Raw genomic sequence first — 24479 nt, 5'->3', positions numbered from 1 at the left:
GGCGGTCAAGCTGCGCGCTTGGCCCAGGGCGGAGTTGCGGCTGGCGCGGCAGGCTGCGCGGCGACTGGCATCGAGGGAATGGCCACCCCTTGCGCGGCCTCGTAGCCGGTCACTTCGTTGCGGTCGCCGTACTGGCCGCTTTCGTCCTTGCGGACCTTGACGCGGATGCGCACAGGCTTCATGTGCAGCTGCGTGCTGTCGGAGAGCTTGAGCACGCCGGTGGCATGGCACAGCGCCGAGAGCTGCGCCTGCGCGATGCGCTCGGCATCGGGGCTTCCACGGTGCTGGACGTTGAGCTGGGTGAACACCTTGCGGCCACGGTAGGGGCCGTCCAGCACCTCGAAGGTCAGCGCCAGGGCTTGCCCCATTCCGCTTTTGAGGGGGCGCACCTCGGAATCGATGATGTGCGCCAGGTACGTTCCGGCCGGGATGGGCGAGAGCGATTCTTGCGGGGCGACTTGCGTCGCGTCGAACATGATTTGGGCCATGATCGGCTTCCTTTCAGGTGTTGGCCGCCGCAAAGGCCGGGGCGGCGTCGGCTTGAGAGATGGAGGCACGCACCTTGTGTGCGATGGCGCCAAGGTCCGGCGGCTCGAACATGGCCAGCGCGCCGGAGCGGTCTTTGGCCTCGTGCGTGAAGTCGCGCCCGGTCTGCAGCCAGCGCGTCACGTTGCCTCCCTGGTCGCGCTCCACGCGCAGCGCGAACACGAAGTCGAAGAAGTAGGCGATGCCCTGCCCCAGCATCTGCCCAGGCAGGCTCGGGAAGTACAGCGTCGCGCCGGTCGCGGCGTCCTGCTGGCGCGCTTGCTTGCAGGACATGTAGACATTGCGCCCTGGCAGGTCGCGGAACGCGCGGATGAGCCCCCCCATCTGGTCGGCCAGTGCGCCGTAGGCTTGGCGCGGGTCTTTGGCGCCGGCTTTCTCGCGCGCCAGCACGACCTCGGCGATCTCGCTGATGCTGTCCAGGCACACCCAGCGGAAATCGCGCGCCTCGGCGCTTTCCGCCACGAAGCGGTACGCCTCGTGCACGTCCTCGATGCTGCCGACCTCGATCACCGGGATGTCGTGCCCGCGCAGGGACAGCAGCCCCGCCTCCGCGCTGATGATCACCGTTGGCTCGCCGGTGGTGGCGCACAGCGTGGTCTTGCCGGCGCCAGCCGGGCCGTGCACCAGGACCTTGATGCCGTTGTCGCGCGCGGCTTGCGCGGTGGTGGTGAGCTTGATGGCCATGGCGTCACACCTTCACAGCCACGCTGGTCTTGGCCGGTTTCACAGTGATGTGCGGGGCCAGCACACGCGCCCAGTATTCGGGCTCGTGGGCGCGCAGCCACTTCGCGCCGGTGGCGTCGAGCTCCACCACGGTCTTGACCGGGATCATGCTGGCGGGCGCGCCCGCTGCCGCGCACGCGGCGGCCAGCGCCTGCGGGTCTTCGCAGGCGTAGTTGAGACGCGCAGTCAGCGTCACCTTGACGCCGCCGGCCTCAATGGTCTGGCTGCCTTCTTCCTTGTTGAAATTGGCCAGCGCGGCGATGCGCTCCTCGGCCTCGATGCGGCGCTTGCGCGCAAAGTCTTCATCGCGCTTGGCATCGATGAGCGCCTGCACGGCGTCGGTCAGCGGGTCGGTGGTGGAGATGGGTTTGAGCACTGCGGTCATGGTTTGCTCCTTGGGTGGTGCGGGCGATCAGCCCGCAATGGGTCCGGCCAGCACCAGCGCCAGCAGGGCGATGACGATGCAGGCGGCGATCAGCACGCCGTCGATGTCGTAGCTGCGCTGCTGTTGCAGGTGCGCACGCAGCAGCGCCTCTTGCAAGCGCAGCGCGTCGCGGTCGTGATCCGGCCGCTGGCGCGACACGTAGGCGATGCCGATCTGCACCTTGCCGGTGTGGTAGGGCGGCACGGTGCGCGCCGGGCGGGGCAGGGTTGGGCGGGATGCCCCGAGGTTTGCGTTTTCACCCATGGCACTTCCTTATAAGGTTGAGGTTGACCTGCCCCGGCCGCTGCGCGCCGGCCGGGCTTGTTGCCGTGTCAGTAGTCATTCGGCCCGTCGTAGTCCTCGACTTCGAAGTCGATGCGCTGCAGTAGCGCGTCTCGTGCCGGGTCGGCCATGGCTAGAAGGGCGTGATCCGGCATCTCGACAATGCCGGTGATCTCCACCAGCTCAAGCTGGTTGGTGCGCTCGCACCAGGCGTCATCCAAGAAGATGCCGACCACTTCGTTCGGCACGCCGCCGCGCACCGTATAGCGCATCAGGGCGCTGATCGGCCCCAGCTCGATGAGCGCCTCGTACAAGCCGTCGCGCGGCTCGTACTGGACGCAGTACTCGTCCAACTGGCGATCCAGAAACCTGTCATACGCCCCGTGCTCGTACTCGTACATCTCGGCCTCCTGAAAAAAAAGCCCGCCAGCCCGGCGGGCAAGGTCCCGACGACCCCAAGTCAAAGGACGGCGTGCCGCCCTTTGGTTTGGCGCCTGAGCTCTTCCCGCGTCTTGCAGCGGCTCCCAGGCCAGTCGCCCCATCCTTGGCGGTGCGGGGGCAGCACCTTCATGGCACCTCGGGCCTTTGCGCCCTTCCCGACCCCGAGCATGGGGCCGCCGGTTGACCATCTGGCCGGTGCGCCAGCGCGTGAGTGCTGGCGTTGAGGGAAGTATAGGCAACACCTAACATCAAGTCAATAGGTAAACCTTAGTGCATGAGTAAGGGAAAACCCTAACCGTCGCCTTCCTGCAACACCGGCCCGCTGACGCAGGCAACAAAAAACCCGCCTCGGGGGGCGGGTTGGAGTGGATGGCGCGCTGGCGTTGGGTGTGGGGCGGCCTGGGTGAAAGTGGCGGCTGAAAGATTCAGCGCCGAGCCGTGGCGCTGGGACTGTCGTTACGCCAGCGGCAGCTCGATCTGCGCTGCGCCCTGGCGATGCTCCAGCACGCGCGCGATGGTGTATTCCGTGCGCAGTCCGTGCGCCGTTTGCCACTGCGTGACGCGGGTTTCGGCCAGCAGGATGTCGCCCTTGGCAAAGCGCACCAGGTTGCGGTCCACGCGGGCGAGGAAGTCACGGTCGGCCATGGTCACGAAGACGGCGTTTTGCCCATCGTGCAAGCGCCACTTGTTGTCCTCGCGGAACGACAGGCTCACGATGGAAAAGGCGATCGTGCGCACCTCCTCCATCAGCAGCACATCCTCGGGCGGCGGCGCGTGGAACCACGGTGCCTGCGCGCGCTCGATCGTGACGCTGATGCGCTCGTCATCCCCAAGCGCAAGACGTTCGATGCCATCGCGCTCGATAGGTTCGACCACCTTGGCCAGCGCCTCGCGCACCGCACGGCGCTGAAACAGCACGATCACGCGCTCTTCCACCACGGCGATGTCGCCGTCCTCCACTGTCAGGCGGCGGCCTTTGGGTGTCGTCTCCACGCGCGTGATCCGGCGCCCGCGCAGCCACTGTATCAGCCCGATCAGCCCAGCCCCACCCACGCCAATGACCTCCAGGATGGTCTTGGCGTTGGCAAACGCCGTGGCGCCATCGCCAGACAGCCACGTGATGAGCTGTTGCGCAAGCTGGGTCGAGACCGACAAATCGATGCCAAAGCTGCCGGTGCGAAAGCTCGCCCGCACATCCACCCGCACACGCAACGACTCGCCAAACAGCGCGCGGCCTGACTCTTCGCACAAGTCGCCCAGCGCCAGCAAGGCGGGAGCCAGGTCGCGCACGTCCATGGTGTGCGCCTGAAGCGCCGGACCGTCGTAGGTGATGCGGAAGGCACCCATGGTGGCATTGTATAGGCGCGCAGCACCAGAAGCCAGCCTCGGCGGGCGGGTTGGTGGCGGCGCGGTTACAGCGTCATCCAGCCGTCTCGATGACGCGCACGGCTCCTTCGGCCGCGTTGTGCACGGCGTGCCAGCGCATGCCAACGGAATCGGCCTCGCGCTCGATCTCGGCGCGGCTGGCGCGCAGCGCCTCGCGCTGCTTGGGGCCCAGCATCGGGTCGTCGTCGCGCGGCACAGCAGCAATCAGCGCGGCGCGCTCGATGCCGGCCACATCGCGTGCGCGTTGCAGCTCAAACAGCCGCGCCCGCGCATCGCGCAGCGAAGCCGGGATGCGCACAGGGTGCAGCACCGTGAAGTGCAGCACGGCCTTGGGGCTGAAGTAGCCAAAGCGCACGCGCTGCCCGCCGGGCACCAGCTCGCCGCCCTGGCCGAACCCTGGGGCCAGATCAGGCCGCAGGCGCAGCACCTCGTCGCGTACCTCGGTGCCAAAGCGCCGCCCGATCTCTTCCTGCTGCGGCACGTCGGCCTCTTCCATCTCGTCGAGCTTGTCCAGGTTGGCCAGGCTGCTGTAGAGCAGCGCTGCAGTGTGCAGCAGCTCATTGACGTTGCGCGCTGCCGTGCAGCGCAGGGGCCCAGGGTGCAGCCCCAGGACGGGGTGCTCGATGGCGTCGAGCGGGCCGGCCTTGGCCATCTCGGCATACATCTCCAGGGCGGCATCCAGCAGGTTGCGAACGCCGCTGCTGGCCTTGCCGTACAGGCAGTCCAGCACGTCGTCGCGGATCAGTCGCGCAGCCGCACCCTGGCCGCCGTAGGCGTGCACCACGCCCACCATGATGCGCTCGCCGGTGTCGGCCACCGGCTCCCAAAAGAGCGGCCGCCAGGCGTGCATGGGGGCGTTGCGGATGTCGTCGATGATCTCGCTCATGGCCCGGAGAATAAATCATCCGGCGTTGGAAAGCGAGAGATCAGCGCATTTGCCACGTTGGCGATGCGCTGGCTGACCATGGTGGCAAGCGAATGCGCGCCGAGGTGTGTCGGCACTTCTTGCGCGGCCAGCTCGACGGCATCGCGGTTGAGCGCCAGCGCCTGGGCCACGGCGCTGCGAAGCAACTGCTCCGATGCTTGAACGGCGCGCGCCATGTCGCACAGCTTGTTGGCGTCTGGCAGGCTGCCCTGGCCCAGCGCGTAGGCGTGGTCGATCCAGGCCTCGCTGGCGCCGTCCCAAAGGATGTTGCCCAGGTTGCGGTCGTGATTGGCAATGGCCTCGTCTGCGGCAGCGGCCAGCGGCGCTGTGCGCAGGCCGACCGCGATGCGGCAGGCAACCCATTCCGCGCGGCTCCTTTGCTCGCCTGGCGGCAAGCCGTGCAGCCCAAGCCGCTGCTTCAGGCTTGGGTAGCCGTCGTCCGCGCTGGCAAAAGCAGGGTGCGGGTCTTCCTCCACCAGGAATGGCTGCGGCACGGGCAGGCCCCATGCGCGCAAGAGCAAGGCCGCGAATGCCTCGGCGGCAATCTGTCCAATGGGGCCCCGCTTGACCACGGCTGCGCGCCGGCTGCCGTCTGGCAGGATGATCGCGCAGCGCGCAGCGCCGGTGCTCCCGTCACCGGCTGGCCTCTCGCTGCCTGGAACGATGGCGGCTGTCTGGATCATGGTTGCTGGATGACGGCGCAGGGCCGGCAAAGTCGCTGGTCTCGATCAGTCCTGGCGGGATTGATGGCGGCGCAGACAGCAGCTCCGCCAGCCGCGCCCGGTACGCCGGCGCGTCGTGATCCACCAGCAGCGCCAGCAGCGTGCGCAGCTCGTCGCGGTGCGGGCAGGCGGCAATGGCGTCCAGGACGACGGGGAGGGCGGCGTGAATGGTTACGCCGTTAGACCCTTCATCAGCGCTTGGATGGTCGTGCTCATGGTCATCCTCCCTTGGCCTTCCTCTCCCCCAAACGAGCCATTCAAGGCGCACTCCAAGCACTGCTGCTGCCCTGACTGCTGTTTCGAGCTTGAGCCGCTTTGTCTTTCCTGATAGCCAATCGTTGACGCTTGGCTGGGCTATACCAACGCGACGAGCAAGCTCGGCCTGCGTCATCCCGGCAGCATGCATGGCCTCCCTCACACGCTCACTGAGCGTGGTCTGCGGCGGCGATGTTGACTGCCTCATTAGGGAATCCTAATACAAGCAGATATAGGTGTTTCCTTGACGAATGCTTAGGTGCATCCTATACTCGCTCACCATGAGCGATGTCATCACCGAGCTTGGCGGCCCATCCCGCGTGGCAAGGATGCTTGGGATCAAGCCGCCTTCTGTCATCGGCTGGGGCGGGCGAGTGCCGCCTCAGCGCTGCCCCGCCATCGAGCGCGCCACCCACGGCACCGTAACGGTCGAGCAGCTGCGCCCCGACGTGCGCTGGGTGCGGGTGCCGGACACAGCCTGGCCGCACCCGGATGGCAGGCCGTGCATTGATGTGGCGGCGGTCAAAGAGGTAGCTTGAATGCACCGGGCCACCGAAATCCGCTTTGAGGTGGATGCGGCCGAAGTCGCCGTGCTCGATGGCTACTGCCAGGCTACAGGCAAGAGCCGGGGCGAGGTGATGCGCAGCCTTCTGCGCGGTTGGAGCGATGAGCAGCTTCATGTTGCCACTCTGATTTGCCGCACAGCCGGGGTCAATCCGGCCGCGCCGGAGACCAGCCGGAACAGCAGCGTGGGCCGCATTCAGTGATGGCTCAGCAGCCTTTTTCCACCGCCCCTAGGGTAGCTCCCGAACAGCACGCTCCCGCCGTGCCCGGGGCGGTGGTTCCTTTCACTCAGCGGGCAGGGGCGGGAGCCCAACACGACATGACGGATACCAAGATGCTGGAGGCCGCGCTGTCTTACGCGCGGCTTGGGTGGCACGTGTTCCCGTGCTGGTGGCCAGAGCAGCGCCACGATGGCAAATGGCGCTGCGCCTGCGGCAACGACGAGTGCAAGTCGCCGGCCAAGCACCCCATCGGGGCGCTGGTGCCCGGCGGGCAAAACAACGCCACCACGGATGAGGAAACAATTCGCGCGTGGTGGTCGCGCTATCCGCAGGCCAACATCGCGGTGGCGCTGGCCGCCTCCGGCCTGTGCGCGGTGGATGTCGATCCGCGCAACGGCGGGCTGGAGACGGTGGAGCTGCTGGAAGCCAAGTTCGGCAGCCTCCAGTCGGACGTAATGCAGTTCACCGGCGGCGGAGGCTGGCACTCGGTGTTCCAGTTGCCGCGAGATGCGTCGTCGCTGCCGGGCAGGCTCGGGCCCGGCGTGGACTTCAAGATCAACGGCTACATCATGGGCGACCCGTCGCTGCACGTCAGCGGCAAGCGCTACGGATGGGAGGCGAGCAGCGATCCGCGCGAAGGCGTGGTGCCCAGCCCGCTGCCGGACTGGGTGCGCTCGATGGCGTCAGCCGCGCCGGCGCATCACACAGCGGGCGACGGCGTGGGTTCACGCTACCTTGGCCCCACGGTGGTCGAAGACCTGCAATCGGCGCTGGAGGCTGTGCCGTCGGACGACCGCGACCTGTGGGTGCGATTCTGCCTGGCGCTCAAGCCCTGCGGCCAGCAGGGGTGGGCGCTGTGGGACGCCTGGAGTCGCAAGAGCGTCAAGTATGACCCGGTGGACGCCGCGCGGGTGTGGTACACAGCCAGGCCGCGCGGGGAGATTGGCTACGAGACGATCTTTGCCGTGGCGCAGGAGCACGGCTGGAAAAACCCGGCGCGCACGCAGCCTGCCGCGCCGGTGGCCGCCGCGCCGGTGGCCGACGAGCCTGCGGCAGAGGTTGCCGGGCAGCGCTTCGATGAGGCGCTGCCGCCGTGCCCGGTGGATGCGGTCAACCGCCTCGCGGCATGGGTGGAGGCGCGATCCGACCAGGCGCACCCACTGGTGTGCCAGGCGGTGGCGCTGTCCATCGTGAGCGCGGCGGCGGCCAGACGCTATGTGAGCGAGCACGGGGACCCGGCTTCGCTGTACCTGGGCATCATCGCGCCGGCAGCGAGCTTTGGCCGCACGGCCTTCAGCGCGGCAGAGGACGCGCTGATGCTCTCGGGCCTGTCGGAGATGGTGCGCGGTGTGCGCATTTCCAGCCCGCAGCAGCTGTTTTCATCGCTGTACAACGCCCCGGCTTTGTACTACCTGGCAGACGACTGGGGCGAGCAAATGTACTTCGCCCGCCGTCAGCCTTCGGGCTTGCTTGGGCACACGATGTCGATCATCAACGGGCGCATCTGGGCCGCGCCAGCACAGATTGCGCTGGACAACTGGGCCGAGGTGGGTCTAGGCCGCGCCCGCAGCGAGGAAGAAGGGCCCAGACCTATCTTGCAGCGCCCGACGCTGAACCTGCTGGCGCTGATTGCGGGCTCGCAGGTGGAGCAGACGCTGCGCCGCAGCGAACTCAGCCGTGGCGCGGTGGACAGCATGGTGTTTGTCTGCGCCGAAGACCCGGCCCGCTGGACAGACCGGCCCAGCCAGCGCGAGCGCCCGCTGGACGCGGCGGTGCACGAGACGCTGCGCCGGCTGCGCGGGTTTGGCCCAGGAGAGACGGCGCTGACGCACGAGCAGCTCTTTGGCGGCCTGGCCGTTGTGGTGCCGGCCATGAAAACCGTGCGTGTCACTGGCGACTTGCAGGGGGCGCAGATGGCGCTGGCGCAAGCCTATGCCCAGCGCGGCCCGCTGGCACGGATGCTGTCGGCCGGGGCCCGGCGCAACATGGCCCGCATCTGCACTGCGCTGGCCGCTGCCGCCAACCCGGACGACCCCATCGTGACCGAGCCCATGGTGGAGTGGGCCAGCGCCTTCATCCGCCAGGCGCTGGAGGCCACGCTGCGCGTCTTCCGCGACCGTGGCGGAGCAGAGGACGGCGAGACGGGCCGTCCTTCGGTCTATCACAAGGTGGAGTCCTTCCTGCGCGACTGCGGCTCGCACGGGGCCAGCAAGCGCGAGCTGGTCAAGGGCGTGCGCATGTTCCGCGAGCTGGCCGACGACAAGCGCGACGAGCTGCTGGAGCGCATCGCCAAGGACGGCGTGGCCGTCGTGCTGTCCAAAAAGGGCGTGCGCGGGCATCGCTACGTGCTGGCTGAGTTCTGCCAGCAGGGGGAGCAATCGCCGACATCGCCGACAAACGCCGACAACGTGTCGGCGATTGCTCTTGATGCTAAGTCTTTGACTGCAAAGGAGATTTCGGAGCAATCGCCGACGCCGACGTTCGCCGACGCATCTCTATATAAGGAAATGAACACTCCTTATAGGTCGGCGTCGGCGATGTCGGCGATTGCAAATTTTCCTTATGAATCAAATGGTTAGGTCAAAAGCAATCGCCGACAGGGTTGTCGGCGATTGTCGGCGATTGCTCAAAAAATAGGCAACAAACAGGCGTTTTCTGTGGATAAGTCGGCTGGAATGTCGTTCTACGACCTCAATGCAGACCAACAACGGGCCTACAACCTGCTGATGCCGGTCATTTCCGGGCGTCATGGCCTGTCAGCGACCCTGCAAGGCTATGCCGGTACCGGCAAGACGACGCTGGCGGCCTGCATGGTCAGGGCGCTGCGGGAGCAGGATCACACGGTGCTGGTCACGGCCCCCACGCACAAAGCGCTGGGCGTGCTGCAGGAGCGCATCGGCGATGGGCCGACCTACATGACCATCCACGCCGCGCTGGGGCTCAAGCTCGTCAACCAGCAAGACGGCAGCGGCAAGCTGGTCAGGCACAAGGCCCCGGTGCTGGCCGAGTACGACGTGACGGTGGTCGATGAGGCATCGATGCTGGGCGCAGACCTGTTCGCCCCGGCCATGGCCGCCTGCCAGACCTACGGCACGGGCTTGCTGTTCATCGGCGACCCGGCGCAGCTGCCTCCGGTCACGCCCAACGCGCCAGCGGCGCTGTCGCCCGCATTCGGCCCGCTGGTGCCGGTGCACGCGCGGCTGGATCGCATCGTGCGCCAGGCGCAGGACAACCCCATCCTGCGCTGGTCTGAGACGCTGCGCGAGGCCATCGAGCGCGATGCGCCGCCGGATATAGGGGTGCTGGCCGATCAGCTTCGCCGCGGCGATGAGCGTCTGTGCCAGATCGTGCACGGCGATGACGACCTCATCGCACGCTGGGCAGCAGACGCCTACGCGCATGGCCACGACATGCGGGTGCTGACCTACACCAACGCGGCCGCCGTGCGGCACAACCGGGCGGTGCACGCGCGGCTGTTCCCTGGCGGCGCGCCGTTTGAGTCAGGCGAGCCGCTGATCGCCGCCGACGGCGATATCGACCTGCCGCACGGCGGAAGGCTGTCCAACGGGCAGCTGCTGGTGGTCGATGGCGTCGAGCCCGGCGCCGTGCAGGTCGAAGGCTTCGAGGCGCGCGAGGTGCACCTGCGATCCGACGGCGGCTGGGCGGGCCGCGCACTGCTGGCCGTGCAGCCCGACGCGGTGCAGGCCGAGATCGCCGCGCGCTTTGCCCGCGTGCGCCGCGCCAAGGCCGAAGGCAAGGAGGATGAGGCTGGCCGGTGGTCACGCTCGGCCTACGCGCTCAAGGCGGCCCTGCCAGACATACGGCACGCCTACGCCATGACCATCCACAAGAGCCAGGGCAGCACGTTTGACACGGTGCTGGTGGATTGGCGCGAGGCCCAAAAGGCTCGCATGGCCGGGGCCGATCTGTCGCGTCTGTTGTACGTGGCTATCACGCGCGCATCCCAGCACTGCGTCATCGTCACATGAAGGAAAACACATGGGGAGCATGAGCCGAGAAAAGGGAAAGCGCGGCGAGCGTGAAGTCGCCGCCATCATCAGTGATCTGCTGGGGGTCAGCGCCAGCCGCCGCGTGCGCCAGCACGATGGCGACAGCGACATCCTGGGGGTGCCGGGCTGGACGATCGAGGTCAAGCGCTGGAGCCTGCTGCGCGCCTACGAGATCCACCAGGCCTGGGCGCAGGCGGTGGCGCAAGCCCGGCGCGATGGCGGCATCCCGGCGCTGTTCTTCCGCGCCAACTACCAGCCGTGGCGCGTGATGTGGCCGCTCTCAGTGCTGCTGACGATGCAGTCGGCCGACATGTGGACCGATCCGCTGTGGGCTGCCACCACCAGCCCGGAAGGCTGGGCCGCCGCCGTGCGCGAGTGCTGGATGCATGAACACGTTCAGGCCGACGCCGCGCATCCGCTTCAGCCAGCATGCGGGCTGCTCAAAGTGGAGGAACCTGCGTGATGGAGCCAATCCCGGCGTCTGAGTGGGAGCGTTACAACCGCGGCGCGCTCGACATGATCGTGCACAAGGTCAGCAAGATCGACGTGCTGGTGGAGGCCACGCGAAAGCTGGAAGATCAGCACTCGCGGTTGGAGTCGTCCATCACCAAGATGGCCGACGCCGTGACCAAGCTGGCCGTCATCGAAGAGCGGCAGGATCAGGACCGCAAAGAAATGGCTGACCTGCGCTCCATGCTGGCCGAGATGGCGCGCAAGCATGACTCGAGCATGGAGCGCGTCATGACGGCCATCGGCCGCGTCGAGGACCGCGTGGACGAGCTGGAAAAAGCCGAGCCGATGAACGCGCAGGCCAGGCGCTGGATGTTCGGCGCGCTTGGCCTGCTGGCGACGATCTTCATCTACGCCGTCGCCAACACGCTGGGGCTGCGGTCATGAGGCTGTCAGCACGTCAATGGGGCGGCATCGGCGCTACGGCTGCGCTGGTGGCCGCGCTGGCCGGCTTCGAAGGGTACCGGGAGCGCAGCTACGACGACGGCGTCGGCGTGCAGACGGTCGGCTTTGGCACGACTCGCCACCAGGACGGCCGAGCGGTGCAAAAGGGCGACCGGCTGGACCCTGTACGGGCTGTGGTGGCTTTGCAGGCGGACGCGGACCGCCATGCAAAGGAACTCGCGGCGTGCATCGGCGATGTTCCGCTGACCAAGGGCGAGTGGGACGCCTACGTCTCGTGGGCCTACAACGTCGGCACGGGCGCAGCGTGTAAGTCCACGCTCGTGCGCAAGCTCAAGCAGACGCCGCCCGACTACGCCGGGGCGTGCGCCGAGCTGCTGAAGTGGACGAAAGCGGGCGGGCGCGAGCTGCCGGGCCTTGTCAAGCGGCGTCAGGCCGAGTACCGCATGTGCATGGGGGAGCAGCCGTGACCCCGTGGCCGCTCATCATCGCCGCCGCCGCATCGGCAGCCATCGGATCCGCTGCTGGCTACCGCTACGCGCAGGCCAAGGGGCAGGCGGCGCTGGCCGCGTGCGAACAGGCGCGGGCCGAAGACTCGGCAGCCGCAGCAGCAGCCACGGCCGCGCTGATGAAGCGCGCCGAAGACGCTGAAGGCCGGGCCGCGCGCAGCCTGGCCGAAGCCCGCGCATCCGTCAACCGTCGAATCCAGGAGGCCAAACGTGAAGCTTACGAACTGGCTGGCAGCGGCTGCGGCGTCTCTGGCGCTCTCCGGCTGCGCCTCAACGCCGCCATCGCCGGCGACATGCCCGCGGGTGCCGGCCATGCTGCTGGAGCCGATGCCGGAGCTGCCGCCGATTCCGGCGAGCGCGAAGTAGCGCAGTGGGTGCTGGATGCCGTGCAGCGCTACGAGGAGTGTCGCGCGCGCATCGAAGCCATTCGGCAGTGGGATAACGCCACGCACGGGGAGGGGCCCTGATGCCGCGTCTGTCTGCAGACCAGTGGGAGACGATCCGCGCCGAGCGCGAGGCCGGGGCGAGCTTTCCTGAGCTTGCCGCCAAGTATGGCGTCAGTCATCAGGCCATCCAGAAGCGTGCCAAGGCCGAGGGCTGGGGCGACGGTCAGGACGTTGGCGAGATCGTCCGGCGCAAAGTTGCAGAGAAGGTTGCAGGGGTTGTTGCAGCCTGCAACCCGAAAAAACGCGCAGAGGCAATCAATGCCGCGGCTGAACGCAGCGCCGAGATCATCAAGCGGCATCAGGAGGAATCGAGCGAAATCCGTGAGCGGCTCTATGCTGGGCTGAAGGCGCATCGGGCAGCGGAGACGAAGGAGCAGAAGCAGCTCGCATTCGAGGACCTCAAAGCCGCCAAAATCGCAAGCGAGACGCTGCTGAACATTCATCGCGCCGAGCGGCAGGCGTGGGGACTGGATGAGGAACGCAGCCGTGCTGACGTCGTGATCCACTGGGACGGTGATGAGTAGTGGCCATCGTCATCAAGCGGTTGCGGTTGCATGATGGGCAGAGGGCAATCGTCACCCACCCTGCTCGGTACAAAGTGGCGGCGTGCGGGCGGCGGTTCGGCAAGACGAAGCTGGCGCTTTATTGGCTTACGACGCGAGACAATGGATCTGCAATCAGCGGCAAGCGGGTCGCGTGGTTTGCTCCGACGAACAAGTTGCTGATGGAAGTGTGGGAAGAAGCCGAGCGTACACTGCGGCCGGTGACGCGCAAAAGTAATAGGCAGACGATGCGCATCGAACTCGTCACTGGCGGGGTTATCGACTTCTGGACGCTCGAGGACAAGGATGCCGGGCGTGGGCGCCGCTACCACCGCATCGTAATCGACGAAGCCGCGCACGCGCGCTACCTGAAGGAAGCCTGGGAGCGGGCCGTCAGCCCGACGCTGACCGACTACCGCGGGCAGGCCTGGTTCATCAGCACGCCCAACGGCCTGAACTACTTCTACGAGCTCTTCCGGCGCGGGGAAGACCCGTCCTACCCGGACTGGGAGAGCTTTCACATGCCCAGCACCGCCAACCCGCACCTGCGGCCAGAGGAGATCGAGGCCAAGCAGCGCGAGCTGCCGGAACTCGTCTTCCGGCAGGAGTACCTGGCCCAGTTCGTCACCTTCGGTGGCGGCCTCATCAAGCCCGAGATGCTGGTCATGGGCGAGTGCCCGCCGCATCTGCGCCCGGTGCTGGGGGTGGACCTCGCGATTTCCGAGCGCGACGGCGCGGACTACACGGCCATCGTCGCGATGGCGCGCGACCCTGACACTGGCATCGTGTACATCAAGGAAGTCGAGCGCTTCCGCGCGGGCTTTCATGAGGTGCTCACGCGCATCAAGGCCGCAGCCGCGCGGCACACCCCGTCCATCGTCGCCATCGAGCAGACGCAGTTCCAGGCCGCCGTGGTGCAGGAGCTGGCCCGTACCACGACGCTACCGGTTCGCGGCGTGCGGCCCGACCGCGACAAAGTGACGCGCTTTGCGCCGCTGCTCACGCGCTTTGAGCAGCGCCTGGTGCGGCTCGACCCGTCCGGATGCCCGGCAGCCTTCCGAGATGAGTTGCTAGCCTTCCCGGACAGCGCCAACGACGACATGGTGGACGCGGCGAGCTACGCCTTTGCGGCGCTGGGCATGGGGCAAGGCGGCTACGTGGCCGCAGGCGGGAGGGTGTTCCGATGGTGCAGCGGGTGGCGGGCCTGACGATGCTGGCCGAGTACATCGGCGATGAAGCAGCCGAGAAGCTGCGCGCGGCCTTCGGCGGCTGCCAGGTCAAGGTGCCCAAGACGCGTGCGGGCTCGTGGTGGCAGAGGCTGGTGGAGACGCTGGGCGAGCGCGACGCGGCCGATTTCTGCGAGGCCTTCGGCGGCGAGACGGTCTACATCCCGCGCCACGCGGCCGAAGAGCGCGAGGCCATCCGCCAGCAGGTGCGCGACATGCTGGCGGCCGGGATGACGTACCTCGAGATCGCGCGCACGCTGACATGGACGGTTCGCTACACCGAGCGCGGGCTGCGCAAGATGATGGAAGCCCGCTGCGCTGCGGCGGCGCGGCGCGCGGATGATCCGCGGCAGATGAGCCTGCTGGCCAACTGGTCTAATCTCCAAGATGCCATGCTTGGGTCGGCGGAACGCGCTCCTGCCGACAGTCGGCCCGTCATGGCCGACCATGCCGGCCATGGCACGATCTGACCGCATCCGGGGCGACGCCCTGCCAGCCTTCGGCTCATCCAGCGCCATCGAGCGCATGCTGGCGCGCTTCGGGTGGCTGGCCGGCGGCGACTACGACGATCTGCTGCAGCAAATCGGAATCGGCCGCACCAAGCTGCGCGCGCTGCTCGCTGACGACGAGATCAGCGCTGCCGTGGAGACGCGCCGCCATGCCTGCATCAACACGCCGTGGCGCGTGGAGCACCCTCAGGCGCGCGCGCGGGCGTTTCTGACGCAGGCGCTGGAGCCGCACGCGCACGCCATCATGACGGCTGCGTGGGACGCGGTGCTGTTTGGCTACGCGGTGCAGGAAGTTGTGCTGCAGGAGCAGGGCGGGCGCATCGGCATCGCGCAAACCGTCGCCTGCCCGTTCGAGTGGTTCGCCGTCAAGCCGGACGGGACGCTCTGGTGGCGCGACGATCAGAAGCCAGCCGAAGGCGGCTTCATCCTCGCGGTGCACGAGCCGAGCCTGCGCAAGCCGATGGGCGAGGCGCTGCTGGCCAAGGCCTACTGGCCGTGGTTCTTCCGCACGCACGGCTGGCGTATGTGGGCCAAGTTCCTGGAGCAGGCGGCCGTGCCGCTCATGTACGGCACCACGGACGCCGCCGACAAGCAGCCTCTCTTGGAGCTGCTGCGCACGCTCTCCAGCGGGCCGGTCGCGGTCATCAACAACACCGACACGCTGAAGGCGCTGGAGCAGCCCGGCAACAGCCCGAACAAGTTCGCTGAGTTCGAGACCGCCATCTGCCGGCGCATCCAGCGCTTGATCCTGGGGCAGACGCTGACCAGCGGGACGGACGGCGGGTCCGGCAACCGGGCGCTGGGCGAGGTGCACGAGCGCGTGCGCGACGAGAAGCGCCGCGCCGATGTGCGGCTGGTCACCCACGCCCTGCAGCAGGTGGCCGACATCCTGGCCGACGTCAACGGTCTGCCGCGCGGCACCATCGTGCTGGAAGACCAGCACGGGCTGGAAATGGAGCGCGCCCAGCGCGACGAAATCCTGGTCAAGGCCGGCATGCTGCGGTTCACGCGCGCCTACCTGGAGGAGAAATACGGCCTGGAGTCGGACGATTTCGAGGAGCTGCCAGCCGCCGAGGCCGCTGCGATTGCCGACGTGGGCGCAGGCGGCATCGGGCGCGCCAGCCAGCCATCCGAGACGGCCGCCAGCCTCGTGACGCTGGCCGACAAGCGAGCCGACAGCACCAAGCCAGACCGCCGCCGCTTCACCGCCGCGCAGCAGGCCGTCGAGGACGAGATCGAGCGCACGCTCGTCAACCTCGGCGGCGGGCCGATCGCGCCGGGCGCCATCGCCAGCGCCATCCGCGCGGCCAAAGACCCGGAAGACCTGATGGAGCGCCTGGCGGTCGTCCTGGCCGACGCCGACGACCGTACCTTCCGCCAGACGCTGGAGCGCGCGATGTTTGCCGCCGAGATCATGGGCTACGCGGCCGCCCAGCGCGAGGCACTGAGCGATGGCGTGAAAAATGGCTGATGATGCCGACATGACCGACGCGCATCTGGAGCGCGAGATGGCGGCGCGCTTGGCGTGGCTGCGCCGCCCACAGCAGGCGCTGCCGTACAGCGGTCAGTGCTACTGGTGCGGCGAGAATGTGCATGCCCCGAAGCGCTGGTGTGACGCTGATTGCCGCGACGAGTGGGGGCGCCAGCAGCGGCGAGGAGCGTGACGCATGGCCGTCAGAATCGACTTCGATGCAGATTTTGATGAGCAGGCCGCCCAGGCGCGCGCGCAGCGCGTCATGCTGCCCAATGACTTCTACCGCCTGCCAGCCGAAAAGCGCGCGCAGGCCTTCACCGTCTCAGGCCTTGCAAGGCTCGATCAGGTGCAGGCCGTGGCCGATGCGCTGGCGAAGTTCCAGGCCGACGGCGGCACGTTCGAGGACTTCCGCAAGTGGGCCGCCGGACAGGACTGGAGCCTGCCGCGCCACCGGCTGGAGACGATCTACCGCAACGCGGTGCAGGCGGCCTACATGGCCGGGCACTGGCGGCGCTTCGATGAGGTCAAGGACGACCTGCCCTATCTGATGTACGACGCCATCAACGACAGCCGCGTGCGCCCGTCGCACCTGGCGATGGATGGCGTGATCCGGCCGGTGGATGACCCGCTGTGGAAGCGCTGGACGCCGCCCTGCGGTCACCGCTGCCGGTGCACGCTGCGGCAGGTCTCGGCCCGCGAGGCGCAGCGCAGGGGCGGCGTGACGCAATCCATCCCGGCCGAGGCGGTGCCGGATGAGGGCTGGGGGGGAGACACGAGGCGGTGGGGGGAAAGGCTCAACAAGCTGCGCGATGAGAGGCTATCCGTCTGCAAGCGGCAGAGCCTGGCCGGCAAGCGTCAAGCCCCGTCCGTCGGATGCGTGCCGCCGGCCTACGGCTGGCTGTCCGGCCTGAATGCGCAAGTCCCCAAGCCAAGGCTGGCATCGCTGGATTTCTGGGGCGAGCGGCCAAGCTTGGCGCAAATCGGCGTGGTCCCGGTGGTCGAGATCACGGGCAACGAGTTCGGGGCCAATCTCGCCTACATGCAACTGGCGCGCGCGGCCAATGCACACTTGCGCGCGCTGCAGGCCGAAAGCGGCCTGCCCAACGAGGATACGGGTTGGCTGCTCAGGATCAACAAGCGCTCGCGCAAGAAAATGGGCGACAACGCCGACCAGAGCGCCGATGAGCTGCGCGCGTTGGCCGCTTTGGAGCAGCTGGCGCTGACGGCGGTCGTCGGCGAGCGGCACGAAGACGAGCGGCACCGCAACCCAGATGTTGTAGCCGTGCTCAGGATGTGGGCGGCGCTGATGATCGGCGACCGCCTGTTCCGTGTGCAGCTGACGGTCAAAGACTATGGAGACCCGCGCCTGCTGCACGCCTTGGCTGCCGTGCAAATAGAAAGCGCCCCGCCGGGGATCTTACCGTCCTACTCCGCCCCACAAGGGGTTCAGACAGCCCAGCCGACCACGGGGCGCTTCGTCAGTATACGGGAATTGCTGCGCGGCGCCAAGCTGCAGGACGGGCGCGACTACGCATTGCGCTGAGCTGCGGCAGCAAGCCAGATGCGCCGCGACGCGATCGCTGCCGACGAACCCGTTCACGCCGACAAACCGGCACCAGCTCGCCACCATCGGCGAGCATGGATGCATACCAACGCCTGCACACCCTGACGTTTGCCGTCCGGCCCGCCGAAAAGCCGACCGAGGACGGCCCGCTGCGCTTCGAGGGCGTGGCCTACTCCGGCGGCGTGGTGCCGGCCTACGGCTGGCATGGCGACGTGGTGATCGACCTCTCGGGGCTGCAGAACGCCGACGGCGAGGAGCTGCCGGTGCTGGTCGATCACCAGGCCAGCGTCGAGGCAATTGCCGGCAAGGGGCGCATCTACCGCTTTCGCCAGCCCGACGGCACGCAAGGGCTGCGCATCGAGGGCGAGGTGCTCTCAGCCACCGACGCCGGGCGGCAGATCGTGGCGCTCTTGCAGGCCGACTTCCCGCTGCAGATGTCGGTGGGCATGAATGCCAACTTCCGCGAGGTCACCGAGCCTCTCGTGGTCAACGGCCGCGAAGTGCGCGTCTCGGGCGTCTTTGAGCAGCCGCACATCCGCGAGGTGTCCTTCGTGCCGGTGGGCGCGGACCCAGCCACGTCGGCGGCGGCGCTGCGCTTTGCCTTCGACCCCGTTTCTCAACCCAGCCCCGCAAAGGAGCAAGCCACCATGTCTCGCACTGCCGAAGACGAAGCCCTGATTGCAGGGCTGCAAGAGCAGGTCAAGAACCTGCAGGCCGAACTCGACCGCCTGCGCGAGCAGCGCCGCGTCGAGCAACTGTCCGCTCTGTTCGAGGAGGTCGGGCGCGATGTCCCGAATGGCGATGCCGTCAAGCCGTACCTCGAGATGAGCGAGGCGGCCTTCGCCGCCTTCGCTGCCGACCTGCGGGCGGTGGCCAAGCGGCCGCAGGCCAACCCGGCGCTGTTTTCGTCGCAGGCGCTCAGCCGCGCCGCCTCGACGGCCCAGGATGAGCCGCAAGACCGCCTCAAGGCGCTGCTGGCCGCCGTGGAGCGCATCAGCGCCAGCGCGCAGACCTTGAACGCCATCTGAGAGGAGCATTGCCATGCCGACCATGACCAAGACCATCGGGGACTTCCTGAAGTACGAAGCCCCGCACGGCTACAGCCGCGAGGATGTGACTGTGGCCTCCGGCCAGACGCTGGTGCCGGGCCAGGTGGTGGGTCGCATCACCGCCAGCGGCAAGATCGCCGCCTTCAACCCAACCGCTTCCGACGGCACGCAAAACGCCGTTGGCATCGCCTTCGACGCCGTGGACGCCTCCGGCGGCGACAAGCCCGGCGTGATCATCGCGCGCCACGCCATCGTGGTGGACCGCGACAACCTCGTTTTCGCCGGCAGCCCCACCAACGCGCAAAAGGATGCGGCGGTGGCGCAACTGAAAGCGCTGGGCATCCTGGCCCGCAAGACTGTCTGACCTGGAGGACAACATGAACATCAATGATTTCACCGTCGGCGAGCTGACCGCTGCCATCAACAAAATCCCGCGCCGCTGGGGCCGCATCGGCGAACTGGGCATCTTCAGCAGCCGCCCGCTGGCTACGCGCGACGTGGTGATCGAAGAGCAGTCCTCAGGTCTGGCACTGCTGCCCGATCACGAGTGGGGCGGCGAAGGCACCAAGGCGGGCGCCTCCACCCGCCGCACGCTGTCCTTCCGCATCAAGCAGACGGTGCACGAGGACTTCCTGCACCCGTCTGACGTGATGGGCATCCGCGCGTTCGGACAGGACGCCGGCATGTCTTCCGTGAACGACGGTATCGCGCTGAAGCTGCAGCGCATGCGCGCCAAGCACGACCAGACGCTTGAGTGGAAGCGCTTCAGCGCCATCAAGGGCGTGGTGACGGATGGCGCCGGGACCGTGCTCTACGACCTCTATCAGCACTTTGGAGTGACGCAAGCCAGCGTCGATTTCACGCTCGGCACCAGCACCACGAACATTCGCGCCAAGTGTGAGGCCGTTGTCAACCAGATTGAAGACAACCTCATGGGCGACACGATGACCGGCGTGCACGTGTTCGTCTCGCCGGAGTTCTGGGGCAAGCTGGTGACGCATCCGCAGGTGGTGGACTACATCAAGAACACCCCGACGGCGCAGCAGTTCATGGCGTCTGCAATGAACCAGATTCAGGTCTACGGCGTGGTGTTCGAGCAGTACCGCGCCAGCGTCAACGGCCAGCGCTTCATCGCCGCCAACGAAGGCCATGCGATCCCGGTTGGCACGACCGACACGTTCGCCACCTACTTCGCCCCGGCGGACTTCAACGAGACCGTCAACACCGTGGCGTTGCCGTTCTACGCCAAGACCTGGCCGCAGGAAGGCGACCGCGGCTACGTGCTGCATACGCAGAGCAACAGCCTGCCGCTGTGCCACCAGCCGGCCGCGCTGGTCAAGGTCTTCACCAGCAACTGATGGGAGCCGTCATGCGTGTGCTGATCCTGCAGCAGGCGGTTCTGGCCGGGCAGATGCTCGCCCCCGGCGTCGTGGTCGATGTGGACGACGCTACTGCCGCCTGGCTGATCGAGGCGGGAGCCGCGCAGGCGCTGGATCAGCCTGCGCCTGAGTCGCAGCCGCGCAAGCGCGCCAAGACGCAGGAGTGACGCGCCATGCCGATCCTCACCAGAGCGGAGCTGGAAGCGCGCATCGGCTCGGACGACATCGTGCGTCTGGCCGACCGCGACGCTCCGGCTGGCGAGGATGCGGGCGCGGTGCAGGCTGCGATCGACGACGCCGAGCACGAGGTGCTGGCCTACGTGCGCAAGGCAACGTCCGCGCCGATCCCTGATCCGGCCCCGCCGGTGCTCAAGCGCCTGGTGGCCGTGATCGCGCGCTACAACCTGTGGCGGCGCGACGTGCCGGTGGAGCACCCGGCCTATGTCGCCTACAAGGACGCCATCCGCGAGCTGCAGGCGATTGCCGCAGGCCAGGTGGCGCTGCCGTTCGATGATGGCGGATCGCCTGTGGTGAGCCTGGGCGCTGGCATCGGCTGGGCGCCGCCGCGCGTCATGACGGACGCTGCACTGGCGGGGATGGGGCCATGATCACCGTCACCCTCGACGACCGGGCGCTGAAGGTCGCCATCGATGGGCTGCAGGGGCGCATCGCCAACATGCGCCCGGCGCTGGCGGCGGCCGCGCAGGTGCTGCGCGAGGCGGCCATGCAGGCGTTCGACGAGAGCCGCTCGCCTGACGGCAAGGCATGGCCGCGCCTGAAGCCCGCCAGCATCGTCTCGCGCGCGCGGCGGCACTCGCCCAAGGGCTACGTCAAGAACCGCGCACGCACGTTGGCCCGCTACGCCGACGCCAAGCCGCTGCTGGACACCGGCCAGCTGCGCAACAGCATCCAGGTGTACAGCGTCACCGACACCGAGGCCGTGGTCGGCACCAAGCTGCCGCACGCGGCCATTCACCAGTTCGGGGGCCGGGCCGGGCGCGGGCGGCGCGTCAGCATCCAGGCGCGGCCATTCCTTGGGCTGTCTGAGCAGGCCAAGAGCGAGATCGAGGACATCATCCGCCGCCACGTCGCAGGCGGTGTGGGGGGCGCGTGATGCCAATCCTCGCCGCCCTCGCCTCCCTCAAAGACCGCATCGCCGCGGCCGTGCCGGGCGCGGCCGTGGTGGCCGTGCACGCCGAAGACCTCTCCGGACGCAAGGTCAGCGAGTGGCTCATCAAGCTGCCCGGCATCTACGTCACCTGCGAAGGCGTGGATGTCAAGGCCCGCGAGGCCACGCTGCGCTTGCGCGTCTACGTGCTGGCGCGGCTCGCTGACCTGCGCCGGGTGCCCGCCGAGGCGGGCTGGGCGATGGCCGAGGTGGCGCTGGCGGTGGTGGCCGCCGACCCGCTGGTGACCGATGCGCGCCTCATCTACCGCGACGAGGCGGGGCTGGATCAGCCCGGCATCGGCCTGTGGGAGATCGAGGCCAGCCGGCGCTACGAGCTTGCGCCCGTCGATCCGGCGGCGCTGCCATCGTGCCTGCTGCACCAGCGCTACGAGGCGCTGTATTCGAGCTGGGCGCCATGGATCGGCTCAGCCCACGAGCCCCAATACGAACGTGTTCAGGGCGACGCGCCGGGCGTGGGCGAGCAGGATATCGGCGAGCTGCTGCCATGACTACCACGCCTGACACCCTCACGCTGGAGGCCGCCGACTGGGGCCGCGGCGGCGCGGTGCGGCTTGGCACCGTGACCGACTTCGACGCGCAGCGCTGCCGCGCGCGCGTGCGCATCGCGGGCGACGGCGAGGCGTCCGTGCGCACCGGCTGGCTGCCGTGGGCCACCTGGGCCGCCGGGCACCTGCGCGTCTGGAGCCCGCCCGCGGTTGGCGAGCAGTGCCTGGTGCTGGCGCCCTCGGGCGACATGGCGCAGGCGGTGGCCGTGCCCGCCCTTTTCCAGCAGCGCGGCGCGTTCCCCGCGCCGTCAGATAACCCAAATCACACGCTGCTGGCCTGGGACGATGGCGGCTACATCCGCTACGAGCGCGACACGCACCGGCTGATCCTGCACGCATCCTGCGTGGTGCGCATCGAGGGTGATCTGCTGGTCACGGGCGACGTCTTTGCAGGCGGAGTCAGCCTGCGCCGCCACCGGCACACTGGCGTGCGCCGCGGCGATAGCACAAGCGACGGCCCGACGGGCGGGGAGGCGCCGGCATGTCAGTGATCGACCTGTCGCGCCTGCCCGCGCCGCAAGTGGTCGAGCCGCTGGACTATGAGGCGGTGCTGGCCGCGCTCAAGGCCGATCTCATCGCGCGCGCGCCGGAGCTGGAGCCGGTGCTGGCGCTGGAGTCCGAGCCGCTGACCAAACTGCTGGAGGTGGCCGCGTGGCGGGAGATGGTGCTGCGCCAGCGCGTCAACGACGCCGCGCGCGCCGTGATGCTGCCGTGGGCCACCGGCGCCGACCTCGACAATCTCGCGGCCCGCTACGACCTTGCCCGCCTGCCGGGCGAGGATGATGAGCGATTCCGCCGCCGCGTGCTGATCGGCTATCACGCGCTGTCGGCGGCTGGCAGCCGCCAGAGCTGGATGCTGCGCGCGCTGTCGGTCTCGACCGACATCCGGCAGGTGGACGTGTGGGCCGACCGCCCTGGGCGCGTCAAGGTCTGCCTGCTGGCGCGCGTAGCCGCGCAGGCCGCCGCCATGACCGAGGCGCAGGCGGCCATCGGCGAGGCGCTCTTTGGCCGCCACCCGCAGCACGACGCAGCCACGCCCATGCGCTGGCGCGCGGCGACGGCGGCGGACGCCATCGTCGCGCAGGTGGCCGCCGCGCTGCTCGCGGAGGACGTGCGCCCGCTGTCGGTGGAGGTGGACGTGACGACCGCCACCGTCAAGCCGGTGCAGGTGGTCGCGACGCTCGTGCACCCTCCAGGGCCGGACGGCGCGCTGCTGGCGGCTCAGGCGCGCGCACGGCTCATGGCGCTGGCCGCGCAGATGCGCTTCCGCGTGGACCTGACGCGCGCGCAGATCACGGCCGCCCTCATGGGCGAAGGCCTGCGCGATGTGGTCCTCGCGCAGCCGACGGCGGATGTGTCCGTGGGGCAAGGCGAGATCGCCGCCGTCACCGCGGTGACGATCCTCACGGAGGCGCGTCATGACTGAGCGCGCAGACCTCCTGCCGCTGGCGGCCACCGAGATCGAGCGCGACATCAGCCGCGCCATCGGCCCGTGGACGCCCGGCGCGGAGGTGCTTTCCACGCTGGCCGACCCGGCACGCATCCCGGCCGCGCTGCTGCCGCACCTGGGCGCGGGCGAAGACCTGCCGCCCGTGTGGCCCGGCGACGATGCCAGCCGCCGCGCGCTCATTCAATACAGCCCCAGGCTGCATGCGCTCATCGGCACCCCGAAGGGGCTGCGCGAGCTCGCCAGGCTGGCTGGCGCGCACATCGCGCGGCTGGAGATGCCGCCCGCGAAAACCTTCCTCGGCTTCTGGGACGAGGCGAGCCGCCGCCAGTGGCTGGATGCACACCCGCAGATGCGTATCCGCACGCATCGGCGCAGGAGCGGAGCAGAGGGCCTGATGCTGGGCCGCGCCTTCGTCGGCCATCCCGCCGAGCCGCCCGCCCGCACCGCCGCGATGGCGCGCTCGGCCATCGCGGCCGAGATCGTCTGGCCCGATGGCCGCACGGAGGCGCTCACCAGTCACGGCTGGACGACGCTGGACAACGATGCCAGCGGCACCGTAGATCTGGCACGGCGCGCCGTGGCCGTGGGGCAGGTGATCGGCGATCCGCTAGCCGGTCAGGTCAGCCGCGCCGATGCGAGCGCCAGGCTGTGGCGCATCGCGCGCGTGAGCTACCGCGAGCGCGTGCACCTGCTGACGCTGCGCCAGACCGCGCCGTCGCTGTCGCCGCTGTCGCCGGACGTGGAGCTGGTGGCCGAGCGTGTGCCCCGCGCGGGCGTGCTCGCATTCGGCGCGACGCTGGGTGGCGCGCACACCGTGCGCTCGGACGCCACGGCGCGGCTCTATCACCGCATCCGGCTGCACGATCCGGCCGTGGCCGCGCGCCCGAAGCACGGGCCGACCTATCTGGGCTTCACGCGCCTGACCAGCCCGCCGTTCGTGGCGCTGGCGCACGTGCGCATGCCGCCCAGGCGGCTGCCGATGGCCATTGCCTCCACCGCCATGCGTGCAGCGCTCTCGATGGGCGACGCGCGCGAGCGCATCGCGCCGGTGCTCGCGGCCATGGACTGGGCGCGCGCTGCGCACGACAAGGTGCTGGTGCGCACCCGCCTGCATGGCACCGCGCGCGCCTCCCGAATCCACAAGGCCGGCGGCGTGCTGGCCGGCCAGACCATCCTCAGGAGCTAA

Annotated in this window: 33 protein-coding genes; 24 read left to right on the top strand and 9 right to left on the bottom strand. The window is 68.5% G+C overall.

What is annotated here, in order from left to right; genetic code table 11:
• Window positions 1–5 precede the first annotated feature (5 nt).
• The 9 genes from LCC91_RS07845 to LCC91_RS07805 all read right to left on the bottom strand — a co-directional run bounded on the left by LCC91_RS07845 (window position 6) and on the right by LCC91_RS07805 (window position 5912).
• A complete protein-coding gene (locus LCC91_RS07845; RefSeq protein WP_143897582.1) occupies window positions 6–488 on the bottom strand; it encodes a DUF669 domain-containing protein in 483 nt (160 codons plus the stop codon).
• Between the two features lie 13 nt (window positions 489–501).
• Window positions 502–1230 carry an ATP-binding protein gene (locus LCC91_RS07840; RefSeq protein WP_143897584.1) on the bottom strand — a complete coding sequence of 243 codons (729 nt, stop codon included), beginning with the start codon at window positions 1228–1230 and terminating at the stop codon, window positions 502–504.
• A 4-nt stretch (window positions 1231–1234) separates the two neighbouring features.
• Window positions 1235–1654, bottom strand: coding sequence for a hypothetical protein (locus tag LCC91_RS07835; protein ID WP_143897586.1), 420 nt, complete (start codon window positions 1652–1654; stop codon window positions 1235–1237).
• Between the two features lie 27 nt (window positions 1655–1681).
• Entirely contained in the window at window positions 1682–1957 is a 276-nt protein-coding gene (locus LCC91_RS07830; RefSeq protein ID WP_143897588.1) for a hypothetical protein, read from the bottom strand.
• A gap of 68 nt (window positions 1958–2025) precedes the next feature.
• Window positions 2026–2376 (bottom strand): hypothetical protein, encoded by a 351-nt coding sequence (locus LCC91_RS07825; protein ID WP_143897590.1) that lies wholly within the window; start codon window positions 2374–2376, stop codon window positions 2026–2028.
• A 496-nt stretch (window positions 2377–2872) separates the two neighbouring features.
• Entirely contained in the window at window positions 2873–3763 is an 891-nt protein-coding gene (locus tag LCC91_RS07820) for a hypothetical protein (protein WP_143897592.1), read from the bottom strand.
• Window positions 3764–3836: 73 nt separating this feature from the next.
• Window positions 3837–4688, bottom strand: a complete 852-nt coding sequence (locus LCC91_RS07815; protein WP_143897594.1) for a hypothetical protein — start codon at window positions 4686–4688, stop codon at window positions 3837–3839.
• Window positions 4685–5410 carry a hypothetical protein gene (locus tag LCC91_RS07810; RefSeq protein ID WP_143897596.1) on the bottom strand — a complete coding sequence of 242 codons (726 nt, stop codon included), beginning with the start codon at window positions 5408–5410 and terminating at the stop codon, window positions 4685–4687. Before LCC91_RS07810 ends, LCC91_RS07815 begins: the two co-directional genes overlap by 4 nt.
• The gene (locus LCC91_RS07805; protein ID WP_143897598.1) at window positions 5361–5912 is read right to left on the bottom strand and encodes a helix-turn-helix domain-containing protein; all 552 of its coding nucleotides are present in this window, start codon (window positions 5910–5912) and stop codon (window positions 5361–5363) included. Before LCC91_RS07805 ends, LCC91_RS07810 begins: the two co-directional genes overlap by 50 nt.
• 73 nt (window positions 5913–5985) lie before the next feature.
• Between LCC91_RS07805 and LCC91_RS07800 the strand changes: the two genes are divergently transcribed.
• From LCC91_RS07800 to LCC91_RS07685, 24 genes are all read left to right on the top strand, one after another.
• A complete protein-coding gene (locus tag LCC91_RS07800) occupies window positions 5986–6243 on the top strand; it encodes a transcriptional regulator (protein ID WP_143897600.1) in 258 nt (85 codons plus the stop codon).
• Window positions 6244–6471, top strand: coding sequence for a hypothetical protein (locus tag LCC91_RS07795; protein ID WP_143897602.1), 228 nt, complete (start codon window positions 6244–6246; stop codon window positions 6469–6471). It begins immediately after the preceding gene.
• A gap of 116 nt (window positions 6472–6587) precedes the next feature.
• A complete protein-coding gene (locus LCC91_RS07790) occupies window positions 6588–9068 on the top strand; it encodes a bifunctional DNA primase/polymerase (protein ID WP_185974875.1) in 2481 nt (826 codons plus the stop codon).
• Between the two features lie 96 nt (window positions 9069–9164).
• The gene (locus LCC91_RS07785) at window positions 9165–10478 is read left to right on the top strand and encodes an ATP-dependent DNA helicase (RefSeq protein ID WP_143897606.1); all 1314 of its coding nucleotides are present in this window, start codon (window positions 9165–9167) and stop codon (window positions 10476–10478) included.
• 19 nt (window positions 10479–10497) lie between these two features.
• A complete protein-coding gene (locus LCC91_RS07780) occupies window positions 10498–10962 on the top strand; it encodes a putative PDDEXK endonuclease (RefSeq protein WP_143897608.1) in 465 nt (154 codons plus the stop codon).
• The gene (locus tag LCC91_RS07775; protein WP_143897610.1) at window positions 10962–11396 is read left to right on the top strand and encodes a DUF7201 family protein; all 435 of its coding nucleotides are present in this window, start codon (window positions 10962–10964) and stop codon (window positions 11394–11396) included. The genes LCC91_RS07780 and LCC91_RS07775 overlap by 1 nt, the downstream gene beginning before the upstream one ends.
• Window positions 11393–11881: a lysozyme gene (locus LCC91_RS07770; protein WP_143897612.1), complete on the top strand. Its 489-nt coding sequence runs from the start codon at window positions 11393–11395 to the stop codon at window positions 11879–11881. The genes LCC91_RS07775 and LCC91_RS07770 overlap by 4 nt, the downstream gene beginning before the upstream one ends.
• Window positions 11878–12387, top strand: coding sequence for a hypothetical protein (locus tag LCC91_RS07765; protein ID WP_143897614.1), 510 nt, complete (start codon window positions 11878–11880; stop codon window positions 12385–12387). The genes LCC91_RS07770 and LCC91_RS07765 overlap by 4 nt, the downstream gene beginning before the upstream one ends.
• The gene (locus tag LCC91_RS07760) at window positions 12387–12890 is read left to right on the top strand and encodes a helix-turn-helix domain-containing protein (RefSeq protein WP_143897615.1); all 504 of its coding nucleotides are present in this window, start codon (window positions 12387–12389) and stop codon (window positions 12888–12890) included. The genes LCC91_RS07765 and LCC91_RS07760 overlap by 1 nt, the downstream gene beginning before the upstream one ends.
• Complete coding sequence (terL, locus tag LCC91_RS07755) at window positions 12890–14116, top strand: phage terminase large subunit (RefSeq protein ID WP_318010110.1); 1227 nt, start codon at window positions 12890–12892, stop codon at window positions 14114–14116. Before LCC91_RS07760 ends, terL begins: the two co-directional genes overlap by 1 nt.
• Window positions 14092–14604, top strand: a complete 513-nt coding sequence (locus LCC91_RS07750) for a hypothetical protein (RefSeq protein ID WP_143897618.1) — start codon at window positions 14092–14094, stop codon at window positions 14602–14604. The genes terL and LCC91_RS07750 overlap by 25 nt, the downstream gene beginning before the upstream one ends.
• Complete coding sequence (locus LCC91_RS07745) at window positions 14591–16114, top strand: phage portal protein family protein (protein WP_185974877.1); 1524 nt, start codon at window positions 14591–14593, stop codon at window positions 16112–16114. The genes LCC91_RS07750 and LCC91_RS07745 overlap by 14 nt, the downstream gene beginning before the upstream one ends.
• Before the next feature lie 10 nt (window positions 16115–16124).
• Window positions 16125–16307: a hypothetical protein gene (locus LCC91_RS07740; RefSeq protein WP_143897622.1), complete on the top strand. Its 183-nt coding sequence runs from the start codon at window positions 16125–16127 to the stop codon at window positions 16305–16307.
• 3 nt (window positions 16308–16310) lie between these two features.
• Complete coding sequence (locus LCC91_RS07735) at window positions 16311–17660, top strand: phage minor head protein (protein ID WP_143897624.1); 1350 nt, start codon at window positions 16311–16313, stop codon at window positions 17658–17660.
• 95 nt (window positions 17661–17755) lie between these two features.
• Window positions 17756–18709 carry an HK97 family phage prohead protease gene (locus tag LCC91_RS07730; protein WP_143897626.1) on the top strand — a complete coding sequence of 318 codons (954 nt, stop codon included), beginning with the start codon at window positions 17756–17758 and terminating at the stop codon, window positions 18707–18709.
• Between the two features lie 13 nt (window positions 18710–18722).
• Window positions 18723–19094 carry a head decoration protein gene (locus LCC91_RS07725; protein ID WP_143897628.1) on the top strand — a complete coding sequence of 124 codons (372 nt, stop codon included), beginning with the start codon at window positions 18723–18725 and terminating at the stop codon, window positions 19092–19094.
• Between the two features lie 13 nt (window positions 19095–19107).
• Window positions 19108–20088, top strand: coding sequence for a major capsid protein (locus LCC91_RS07720; RefSeq protein WP_143897630.1), 981 nt, complete (start codon window positions 19108–19110; stop codon window positions 20086–20088).
• A gap of 11 nt (window positions 20089–20099) precedes the next feature.
• Window positions 20100–20276 (top strand): DUF7302 family protein, encoded by a 177-nt coding sequence (locus tag LCC91_RS07715; RefSeq protein WP_165902870.1) that lies wholly within the window; start codon window positions 20100–20102, stop codon window positions 20274–20276.
• A gap of 6 nt (window positions 20277–20282) precedes the next feature.
• Window positions 20283–20717 carry a DUF1320 domain-containing protein gene (locus LCC91_RS07710; protein WP_143897633.1) on the top strand — a complete coding sequence of 145 codons (435 nt, stop codon included), beginning with the start codon at window positions 20283–20285 and terminating at the stop codon, window positions 20715–20717.
• A complete protein-coding gene (locus tag LCC91_RS07705; protein ID WP_143897635.1) occupies window positions 20714–21223 on the top strand; it encodes a phage virion morphogenesis protein in 510 nt (169 codons plus the stop codon). The genes LCC91_RS07710 and LCC91_RS07705 overlap by 4 nt, the downstream gene beginning before the upstream one ends.
• Window positions 21223–21786 carry a hypothetical protein gene (locus LCC91_RS07700; RefSeq protein WP_143897637.1) on the top strand — a complete coding sequence of 188 codons (564 nt, stop codon included), beginning with the start codon at window positions 21223–21225 and terminating at the stop codon, window positions 21784–21786. Before LCC91_RS07705 ends, LCC91_RS07700 begins: the two co-directional genes overlap by 1 nt.
• Window positions 21783–22334, top strand: coding sequence for a phage baseplate assembly protein V (locus LCC91_RS07695; RefSeq protein WP_185974878.1), 552 nt, complete (start codon window positions 21783–21785; stop codon window positions 22332–22334). Before LCC91_RS07700 ends, LCC91_RS07695 begins: the two co-directional genes overlap by 4 nt.
• Window positions 22325–23269, top strand: coding sequence for a baseplate assembly protein (locus LCC91_RS07690; protein WP_143897641.1), 945 nt, complete (start codon window positions 22325–22327; stop codon window positions 23267–23269). The genes LCC91_RS07695 and LCC91_RS07690 overlap by 10 nt, the downstream gene beginning before the upstream one ends.
• Window positions 23262–24479 (top strand): phage tail protein, encoded by a 1218-nt coding sequence (locus LCC91_RS07685; RefSeq protein ID WP_143897643.1) that lies wholly within the window; start codon window positions 23262–23264, stop codon window positions 24477–24479. The genes LCC91_RS07690 and LCC91_RS07685 overlap by 8 nt, the downstream gene beginning before the upstream one ends.

It is taken from the genome of Tepidimonas taiwanensis (assembly GCF_020162115.1).
Taxonomy (GTDB): Bacteria; Pseudomonadota; Gammaproteobacteria; order Burkholderiales; family Burkholderiaceae_C; genus Tepidimonas; species Tepidimonas taiwanensis.
The sequence above is the reverse complement of the archived record's forward strand: the minus strand, read 5'-3'. Positions and strand labels throughout refer to the sequence as shown.

Excerpts from the sequence above, each read along its gene's own strand:
- LCC91_RS07845 (WP_143897582.1), bottom strand. The coding sequence starts at position 488 with ATGGCCCAAATCATGTTCGACGCGACGCAAGTCGCCCCGCAAGAATCG.
- LCC91_RS07840 (WP_143897584.1), bottom strand. The coding sequence starts at position 1,230 with ATGGCCATCAAGCTCACCACCACCGCGCAAGCCGCGCGCGACAACGGC.
- LCC91_RS07835 (WP_143897586.1), bottom strand. The coding sequence starts at position 1,654 with ATGACCGCAGTGCTCAAACCCATCTCCACCACCGACCCGCTGACCGAC.
- LCC91_RS07830 (WP_143897588.1), bottom strand. The coding sequence starts at position 1,957 with ATGGGTGAAAACGCAAACCTCGGGGCATCCCGCCCAACCCTGCCCCGC.
- LCC91_RS07825 (WP_143897590.1), bottom strand. The coding sequence starts at position 2,376 with ATGTACGAGTACGAGCACGGGGCGTATGACAGGTTTCTGGATCGCCAG.
- LCC91_RS07820 (WP_143897592.1), bottom strand. The coding sequence starts at position 3,763 with ATGGGTGCCTTCCGCATCACCTACGACGGTCCGGCGCTTCAGGCGCAC.
- LCC91_RS07815 (WP_143897594.1), bottom strand. The coding sequence starts at position 4,688 with ATGAGCGAGATCATCGACGACATCCGCAACGCCCCCATGCACGCCTGG.
- LCC91_RS07810 (WP_143897596.1), bottom strand. The coding sequence starts at position 5,410 with ATGATCCAGACAGCCGCCATCGTTCCAGGCAGCGAGAGGCCAGCCGGT.
- LCC91_RS07805 (WP_143897598.1), bottom strand. The coding sequence starts at position 5,912 with ATGAGGCAGTCAACATCGCCGCCGCAGACCACGCTCAGTGAGCGTGTG.
- LCC91_RS07800 (WP_143897600.1), top strand. The coding sequence starts at position 5,986 with ATGAGCGATGTCATCACCGAGCTTGGCGGCCCATCCCGCGTGGCAAGG.
- LCC91_RS07795 (WP_143897602.1), top strand. The coding sequence starts at position 6,244 with ATGCACCGGGCCACCGAAATCCGCTTTGAGGTGGATGCGGCCGAAGTC.
- LCC91_RS07790 (WP_185974875.1), top strand. The coding sequence starts at position 6,588 with ATGACGGATACCAAGATGCTGGAGGCCGCGCTGTCTTACGCGCGGCTT.
- LCC91_RS07785 (WP_143897606.1), top strand. The coding sequence starts at position 9,165 with ATGTCGTTCTACGACCTCAATGCAGACCAACAACGGGCCTACAACCTG.
- LCC91_RS07780 (WP_143897608.1), top strand. The coding sequence starts at position 10,498 with ATGAGCCGAGAAAAGGGAAAGCGCGGCGAGCGTGAAGTCGCCGCCATC.
- LCC91_RS07775 (WP_143897610.1), top strand. The coding sequence starts at position 10,962 with ATGGAGCCAATCCCGGCGTCTGAGTGGGAGCGTTACAACCGCGGCGCG.
- LCC91_RS07770 (WP_143897612.1), top strand. The coding sequence starts at position 11,393 with ATGAGGCTGTCAGCACGTCAATGGGGCGGCATCGGCGCTACGGCTGCG.
- LCC91_RS07760 (WP_143897615.1), top strand. The coding sequence starts at position 12,387 with ATGCCGCGTCTGTCTGCAGACCAGTGGGAGACGATCCGCGCCGAGCGC.
- LCC91_RS07750 (WP_143897618.1), top strand. The coding sequence starts at position 14,092 with ATGGTGCAGCGGGTGGCGGGCCTGACGATGCTGGCCGAGTACATCGGC.
- LCC91_RS07745 (WP_185974877.1), top strand. The coding sequence starts at position 14,591 with ATGGCACGATCTGACCGCATCCGGGGCGACGCCCTGCCAGCCTTCGGC.
- LCC91_RS07740 (WP_143897622.1), top strand. The coding sequence starts at position 16,125 with ATGACCGACGCGCATCTGGAGCGCGAGATGGCGGCGCGCTTGGCGTGG.
- LCC91_RS07735 (WP_143897624.1), top strand. The coding sequence starts at position 16,311 with ATGGCCGTCAGAATCGACTTCGATGCAGATTTTGATGAGCAGGCCGCC.
- LCC91_RS07730 (WP_143897626.1), top strand. The coding sequence starts at position 17,756 with ATGGATGCATACCAACGCCTGCACACCCTGACGTTTGCCGTCCGGCCC.
- LCC91_RS07725 (WP_143897628.1), top strand. The coding sequence starts at position 18,723 with ATGCCGACCATGACCAAGACCATCGGGGACTTCCTGAAGTACGAAGCC.
- LCC91_RS07720 (WP_143897630.1), top strand. The coding sequence starts at position 19,108 with ATGAACATCAATGATTTCACCGTCGGCGAGCTGACCGCTGCCATCAAC.
- LCC91_RS07715 (WP_165902870.1), top strand. The coding sequence starts at position 20,100 with ATGCGTGTGCTGATCCTGCAGCAGGCGGTTCTGGCCGGGCAGATGCTC.
- LCC91_RS07710 (WP_143897633.1), top strand. The coding sequence starts at position 20,283 with ATGCCGATCCTCACCAGAGCGGAGCTGGAAGCGCGCATCGGCTCGGAC.
- LCC91_RS07705 (WP_143897635.1), top strand. The coding sequence starts at position 20,714 with ATGATCACCGTCACCCTCGACGACCGGGCGCTGAAGGTCGCCATCGAT.
- LCC91_RS07700 (WP_143897637.1), top strand. The coding sequence starts at position 21,223 with ATGCCAATCCTCGCCGCCCTCGCCTCCCTCAAAGACCGCATCGCCGCG.
- LCC91_RS07695 (WP_185974878.1), top strand. The coding sequence starts at position 21,783 with ATGACTACCACGCCTGACACCCTCACGCTGGAGGCCGCCGACTGGGGC.
- LCC91_RS07690 (WP_143897641.1), top strand. The coding sequence starts at position 22,325 with ATGTCAGTGATCGACCTGTCGCGCCTGCCCGCGCCGCAAGTGGTCGAG.
- LCC91_RS07685 (WP_143897643.1), top strand. The coding sequence starts at position 23,262 with ATGACTGAGCGCGCAGACCTCCTGCCGCTGGCGGCCACCGAGATCGAG.